Genomic DNA, 6,088 nt, shown 5'->3' with positions numbered 1-6,088 from the left:
GAGGAAGAAGACGACGACGTCTCCGACATGATCGGCGTCGGCGACGACGAGGACGAGGTCTGATTCTGATTGTTTGCCGGCCATTTTCGCCTTTGACGAAAAAGCGGTCTTTCAAGGCTTGATCTTGACCGAAGGCGGCGCTAGAAGCCGCCAGCACTAAACGACGGCGCGGTCCCAACCGTGCCGGATCTCTTCGCCGGAAACGGCGCCGGCTGACTGCCGGGAGTGGGGCCATAGCTCAGTTGGGAGAGCGCTTGAATGGCATTCAAGAGGTCGTCGGTTCGATTCCGATTGGCTCCACCAAACAGTCCTTCCTGATCGAAGTTTCGTATAGCTGAAGTCGTCCCGCTGTTCACGCTGAGCGGCGCCCCAGCCCGTATGACGGGCCTTGACGCGAAGGCATCTTGTGGCCGGTGCAGCCTGATGCGGGAACCCGGTCAACTGGTCCGCTCCTTGTCCTGCAGCTGCGGCTAACCGCGCTCCGCGCGGGTTCTGGCTGCCTTGCGCGCCGCCGCCGATCGTCCGGCGGCGCCTTTGGTCCGCGCGGCTTTCCTGGCCGCCGCCGACCGCTCCGCGGCCGTGCGGCCGGATGCGGCGCTCTTGGTCTGCTGCGACAGGGCCTTGCGGGAGGCAGTGCTCTTCGGCTCGTCCTCGAGCACCTTCGACACTGCCTTCGAGACCTTCGGCTGGCGCTTCGGTTTCCGTTCGCCCTGGCCTGCCTCGTAAGCGTATCTGGCGCTCTTGCGCGTGGTCTCCTTCACGTCGCCTTTTTTGGGAGGCGGCAGGTCGACGCCCGCGCGGCGCGCCTCCGAAAGGCCGATGGCGATCGCCTGCTTGGTGGAGCGGGCGCCGTGCTTGCCTTGGCGGACTTTGTCGATTTCCGCGTGAACGAACTCACCGGCCTGCGTGCTTGCCGATTTGCCTTCGCGTTTGTCTTTGCGCGCCTTTTCGATGGTTTTCTTGTCCGGCATTGTTTTTCTCCTTATTCAGCCGGGGCCACGGGCGAACGCCGAAAGCCGCTTCAGCTTGCGCATCAGCGGCTTTCATATGTGCCGACGAGGTCGGCGGTGGCGATCGTATGCGGCCCCGCATGGGCCAGAAGATCGGCTATTCCCGTTTCTCCGCCGGTTTCCAGCGTCTCCACGTCGAGGGCTGAAAGGCGGAAGTGATAGTGATGGACGCCATGGCCTTTCGGCGGCTGGGGGCCGTCGTAATGAGCATTGCCGAAGTCGTTCACGCCTTGGCTGAAGCTTTCCGGCCCGGCGGTGCCCTCCGGCAGGCGATCCCGCCCGGCGGCGATGTCATAGACCGCCCAATGGCGAAACAGGCCGCGTGGCGCGTCGGGGTCCTCGACGACAAGCAGGAAGCTTCTGGTGCCGGCCGGCGCGTCCTTCCACCGCAGGGGCGGAGACAGGTTGCCTCCGTTGCGGACATAGGGCTCGGGAATGGTCTGCCCGTTTCCAAAGGCTGGACTCTCAAGCGTGAAAGCCATGGTTGGAACTCCGTGCTCTATCGCGTTTTTCCCGAAGGAATTCACGGACGATGCTTGCTCGGATCGGTGGAGCGCAATCGCTGCTGGTTTTCATGGGAACGCGGGGCATCGGCGGGGGTTCCAGCCTCGACGAATGTTCGCAAGCGGAGCTATCGTTCCCCGGAAAGGGCTGCGCGGACGGATATGACGCAGGTCGTGTCCGGCGAAAGATACCGGCAGGTCAGCGTGGAAACCGTCGACGCGGAACTGGAGGTCTCGAAGATTTTACCGGCGGCATTTTCGGGGCAACGGGTAACAGCCGGCAGCACGCCGGCTCGATAGACAGAGTGTCCGTCTCGCGAGCGCGTTCGCCTGAAACGGCTTTGACATTCCTGTGATGGATTCCCCGTTGACAACGAACATTGCTTCGTGTGAAACGGTGAGAACGTTCTCAGAGAACGTTCTCACTTGCAGCTGCGACCTTACCTTGGGAGGAGGTATGAGCACCGACGAGACCCGGCTAGCCGTCCGCATCGCCAAGATTGCGAAGTCCTACGGGCCGACCGTGGCGCTCGATTCCGTTTCCATCGATCTGCGCCCGGGCGAGGTCCATGCGCTGCTGGGCGAGAACGGCGCTGGCAAGTCGACGCTGGTGAAGATCCTCAGCGGCGTGGTGAAGCCGGACAGCGGATCAATGTCGATCCTAGGCTCGCCCTACACGCCGCACGGCATCGTCGATGCGCGCACGCAGGGCGTGGCGACGGCCTTCCAGGAGCTCAGCCTGCTGCCCAATCTCAGCATCGCCGAAAATCTGATGCTGCCGAAAATGCCAAGGGGCATGCTCGGCCTCGCGTCGCATCGCTCGGCCATGGCCTCCGCCGGCAGGATCCTCAGGGATTATGGTCTCGCGCATTTCGATCCCGACACGCCGGTGGGCGTGCTCTCGCTGTCGGACCGTCAGCGGCTCGAAATCGTCCGCGCCTTCACCCATGCCGCGAAATTGCTGATCCTCGACGAGCCGACGGCGGCGCTTGCCGACGTCGAATGGCTGTTCGAGCTCGTGCGCCGTCAAAAAACCCTGCAGACCGCCATCCTCTACATTTCCCATCGCCTCGGCGAAGTGCGCACCTTGTGCTCGCGCGCCACCATCCTGCGCAACGGCCGCAGCATCGGCACCGTCGAGCTTTCGGGCGCCTCGGACGAGAACATCTTCGAGATGATGGTCGGCCGCAGCGCGCGTGAGACGATCAATGCGCTGCCCAAAACCGGTGAGGCCGCGCCCGTCGCGCTCGGCGTCAAGGGCCTCTCGGGCGGCATCCTGAGCGACGTGTCGTTCGATGTCAGGCAGGGCGAGATCGTCGGCATCGCCGCGCTCGAAGGGCAGGGCCAGCGCGATTTGTTCAGGACGCTGATCGGACTTGCCAAGGCCAGGGGCGGAAGCGTCGAGATCGACGGCGTGCGCGCCCAGATCTCCAACCCTGGAGCCGCGCTCCATTTCGGCAACGGCCTCGCCTACCTGCCCGAGGACCGCAAGTCGGAAGGCATCCTCGCCGGCCTCACCACGGCCAGCAACATGGTGCTGCCGATCATCTCCCGCATCGCGCGCGGCGGCATCGTCTGGCCGGCCGGCGAGCGTCGCGCCGCATGCGAAACGGCGGCCGTGGTCGACCTGCAGGAACGCTATCTGCATTTCAAGATCGACGAGTTGTCCGGCGGTAACCAGCAGAAGGCGCTGCTGGCGCGCGTCATCATGACCGGCGCGCGCACGCTGCTGCTCTTCGATCCGACGCGCGGCGTCGACGTCGGAACCAAGCAGTCGATCTACGAGGCGATCCGCAAATTCGCCGCCGATGGCGGCTCCGTGCTCTTCTATTCATCCGAATTGCCGGAACTCGTCCACCTCGCGCATCGCTGCATCGTGCTCTATGGCGGCCGTATCTTCGCCGAGTACCAGGGCGACGCCATCGACGAGCAGACGATCGTCGGCGCGCTGATCGGCCACGCCCGCGGCGCGAAGACGGGAGTGGCGGCATGAGCGCGATCGCTGCAAATCCGGCGCCCCGCCGTTCGCCCTTCTGGCGCGCCGTCATCAGCGGCACCGGCATCGTCGCGCTGATCTATGTGCTGCTCTACGCGCTCTATGCGTTCTGGCAGCCCGATGCGCTCTCGGTCTACACATTCACCGACCTCGTCAACAATTCGACGCCGCTGGCGCTGGCTGCGGCGGGCGAGACGTTGGTCGTCATCAGCCGCGGCTTCGACCTGTCCGTCGCGGGCGTCGTCTCGCTGACCAACGTGCTGATGGCCGTCTATCCGCTCGACGGCCCGGGCGGAGCGCTGGTCAGCCTCTTGATGTGCTGCGCCATCGGCGCCGTCGTCGGCATGATCAACGGCATTCTGGTCGCCAGGCTCGGGCTGCAGACCATCGCGGCGACGCTGGGCACCATGATCGTCTGCCAGGGGCTGGCGCTGGTCATTCTCGACGCGCCCGGCGGCATGGTCGCCGACTTCGTCACCTACACCCTGACCGACACGCTCTTCGGCGTCGTCCCGATCGCCGGCCTGTTCCTGGTCGCCGCCATCGTGCTGTGGCTGGCCTTCCGGCGGACCAACACCGGCATCGGCCTTTATGCGATCGGCGCCGACGAGCAGTCGGCCCGTTTCTCCGGCGTTGCCGTCTCGGGCGTTCGCATAACCGCCTTCGTCGGCGCCGGCATCCTCTATGGCGTCGCCGGCTTCATGCTGAGCGCCCAGACCGCCACCGGCAATCCGACCGCGGGCACGCCGTTCCTGATGCTCACCTTCGCCGCCGTGGCGCTCGGCGGCACGCCGCTCAGCGGCGGCCGCGGCAGCCTCGTCGGCTCGATCCTCGGCGCCGGCACGCTCATGCTTCTGCAGAAGGTGCTGTTCTCGGGCGGCGTGTCGTCTTTCTACACCGGCATCTTCCAGGGCTTCGTGCTGGTGCTCGCGATCGTCTTCGGCAACACCGTGGCGCGCCTGCTCAGGAAGGACGACGCCCGGTGAACGCGCACAAGGACATAGCGATGCCATCCGAGGCCTCTTCCGACCAGCGCGGCAGGCAGAAGCTCGACCGGGAAACGGTGAACACGCTCGTCGTGTTCGGCTTGAGCATCGTGCTCATTGTCTGCTCGCGCTTCATCAGCCCGGCGCTCGGCTCCTGGAGCCAGGTGCTCACGGTGCTGATCCTCGCCTCGTTCCTGATCATTCTGTCCTTCGGGCAGGGCCTCGTCATCCTGATCGGCGGACTGGACCTCTCCATCCCGGCCCTCATCACGCTTGGCGGCGTGCTGACCACGACCTTGGTCGGCACGGGCGATGCCGGCGTCTGGTACATGTTGCCGGCAATCCTCGCCATCTGCGCCCTGGTCGGCGCGGTCAGCGGCATCGGCATCGTCTGGTTGAAGGTGCCGCCCTTCATCATGACGATGGCGACCTCGATCGTCGTCGCCTCGGTGGCGCTCGGTTATACCAGCGGCACGCCGCGCGGCGGTTCGCCATCGGCCCTCCTGTGGTTGATGAAGGCATGGTTCCTCGGCGTGCCGGTGGTCATCTACTTCACCCTCGCTTTCATCCTGTTCGGCTGGCTTCTGCAGAACTTCACCGCGCTCGGACGCCGGCTTCGCGCGCTCGGCACCAACAGGAACGCAGCACTTATCGCCGGCGTCAGCGTCAACCGGCTCGAACTCGTGCCCTATGCGGTCAGCGCCGCCTGCGCCGGCTTCGTCGGCATGATGCTGGTCGGCTATTCGAACGGCGCGACGCTCAGGATGGGTGACAGTTACATGCTGCCCTCGATCGCCGCCGTCGTGATCGGCGGCTCCTCGATCCTCGGCGGCAGCGGAACCTTCATCGGTACGGTCGGCGGCGCGATCCTTTTGACCACGCTGGGCACCATGATCTCGGCCATCGGGCTGAGTGAAGGATGGCGCACCATCATCGAGGGTGGAATCATCGTCGGAGCGCTGCTGGTGCTGCGCGGCGAGTTCCTGACCCACATCGGAAACCGGATGCTGACGCGAGGAAAATGACCATGCGCCCGCATGCCAATGATTTTTGTCCAATTGTGAGAACGTTCTCACAAGCTCTGGTCCGGCACCTGAAAGGGCCAAATTCCAAAGGGAGGTTGATGGAAATGAAGCTGTTGAAAAGACTGGGACTGGCCGCGTCGCTGACGCTTGCCACGACCGCGGGCGTTGCGACGGTCGTCGATCATGCCGAAGCGCAGGACAAGAAGCTCAAGGTCTACCTGTCGCTGAGCTACAGCGGCAACTCGTGGCAATCGGAGGCCGCGAATATCGTCAAGGCGCTGGCGCAGACGCCGCCCTACGACAAGACGGTGGAACTGAAGGAGGTGATCTCGGGCACGGATCCGCAGGCGCAGATCTCCGCCTATGAAAGCATGATCCAGGATGGCGCCGACGGCATCATCAGCTTCCCGATCTCGTCGACGGCGCTGAACCGCACCATCCATCGCGGCTGCCAGAAGGGCGTGCTCTTCTTCATGTATGACGCGACGGTCACCGAGCCCTGCGCCTACAATGTCAGCTACATCACCGCCGGCTTCGGCGAGAACACCGCCCAGGCGCTGGTCAACAT

General features: G+C 64.7%; 6 protein-coding genes and 1 tRNA gene. 5 read left to right on the top strand and 2 right to left on the bottom strand.

Features of this window, described 5'->3' with window-relative positions; translation table 11 throughout:
* Window positions 1-227: 227 nt before the first annotated feature.
* Window positions 228-303 (top strand) — tRNA-Ala (locus EOD07_RS18655).
* A gap of 167 nt (window positions 304-470) precedes the next feature.
* Here the strand turns inward: EOD07_RS18655 and EOD07_RS18650 are convergent.
* Entirely contained in the window at window positions 471-971 is a 501-nt protein-coding gene (locus EOD07_RS18650) for a DUF6496 domain-containing protein (protein ID WP_127236517.1), read from the bottom strand.
* A 62-nt stretch (window positions 972-1,033) separates the two neighbouring features.
* A complete protein-coding gene (locus tag EOD07_RS18645) occupies window positions 1,034-1,492 on the bottom strand; it encodes a YbhB/YbcL family Raf kinase inhibitor-like protein (RefSeq protein ID WP_040988857.1) in 459 nt (152 codons plus the stop codon).
* 478 nt (window positions 1,493-1,970) lie between these two features.
* Between EOD07_RS18645 and EOD07_RS18640 the strand changes: the two genes are divergently transcribed.
* The 4 genes from EOD07_RS18640 to EOD07_RS18625 all read left to right on the top strand — a co-directional run.
* Entirely contained in the window at window positions 1,971-3,506 is a 1,536-nt protein-coding gene (locus EOD07_RS18640) for a sugar ABC transporter ATP-binding protein (protein ID WP_127236516.1), read from the top strand.
* The gene (locus EOD07_RS18635) at window positions 3,503-4,495 is read left to right on the top strand and encodes an ABC transporter permease (protein WP_052458157.1); all 993 of its coding nucleotides are present in this window, start codon (window positions 3,503-3,505) and stop codon (window positions 4,493-4,495) included. The genes EOD07_RS18640 and EOD07_RS18635 overlap by 4 nt, the downstream gene beginning before the upstream one ends.
* 20 nt (window positions 4,496-4,515) lie before the next feature.
* On the top strand, window positions 4,516-5,520 hold the full coding sequence (locus tag EOD07_RS18630) for an ABC transporter permease (RefSeq protein ID WP_127236515.1): 1,005 nt from the start codon (window positions 4,516-4,518) through the stop codon (window positions 5,518-5,520).
* A gap of 104 nt (window positions 5,521-5,624) precedes the next feature.
* Window positions 5,625-6,088, top strand: a 464-nt coding sequence (locus tag EOD07_RS18625; protein WP_164772338.1) for a substrate-binding domain-containing protein, incomplete at its 3' end; no start/stop codon positions are given.

Source organism: Mesorhizobium sp. M2C.T.Ca.TU.002.02.1.1 (assembly GCF_003997225.1).
Note: the sequence above shows the minus strand (reverse complement) of the source record. Positions and strands in the feature narration are given on the sequence as shown.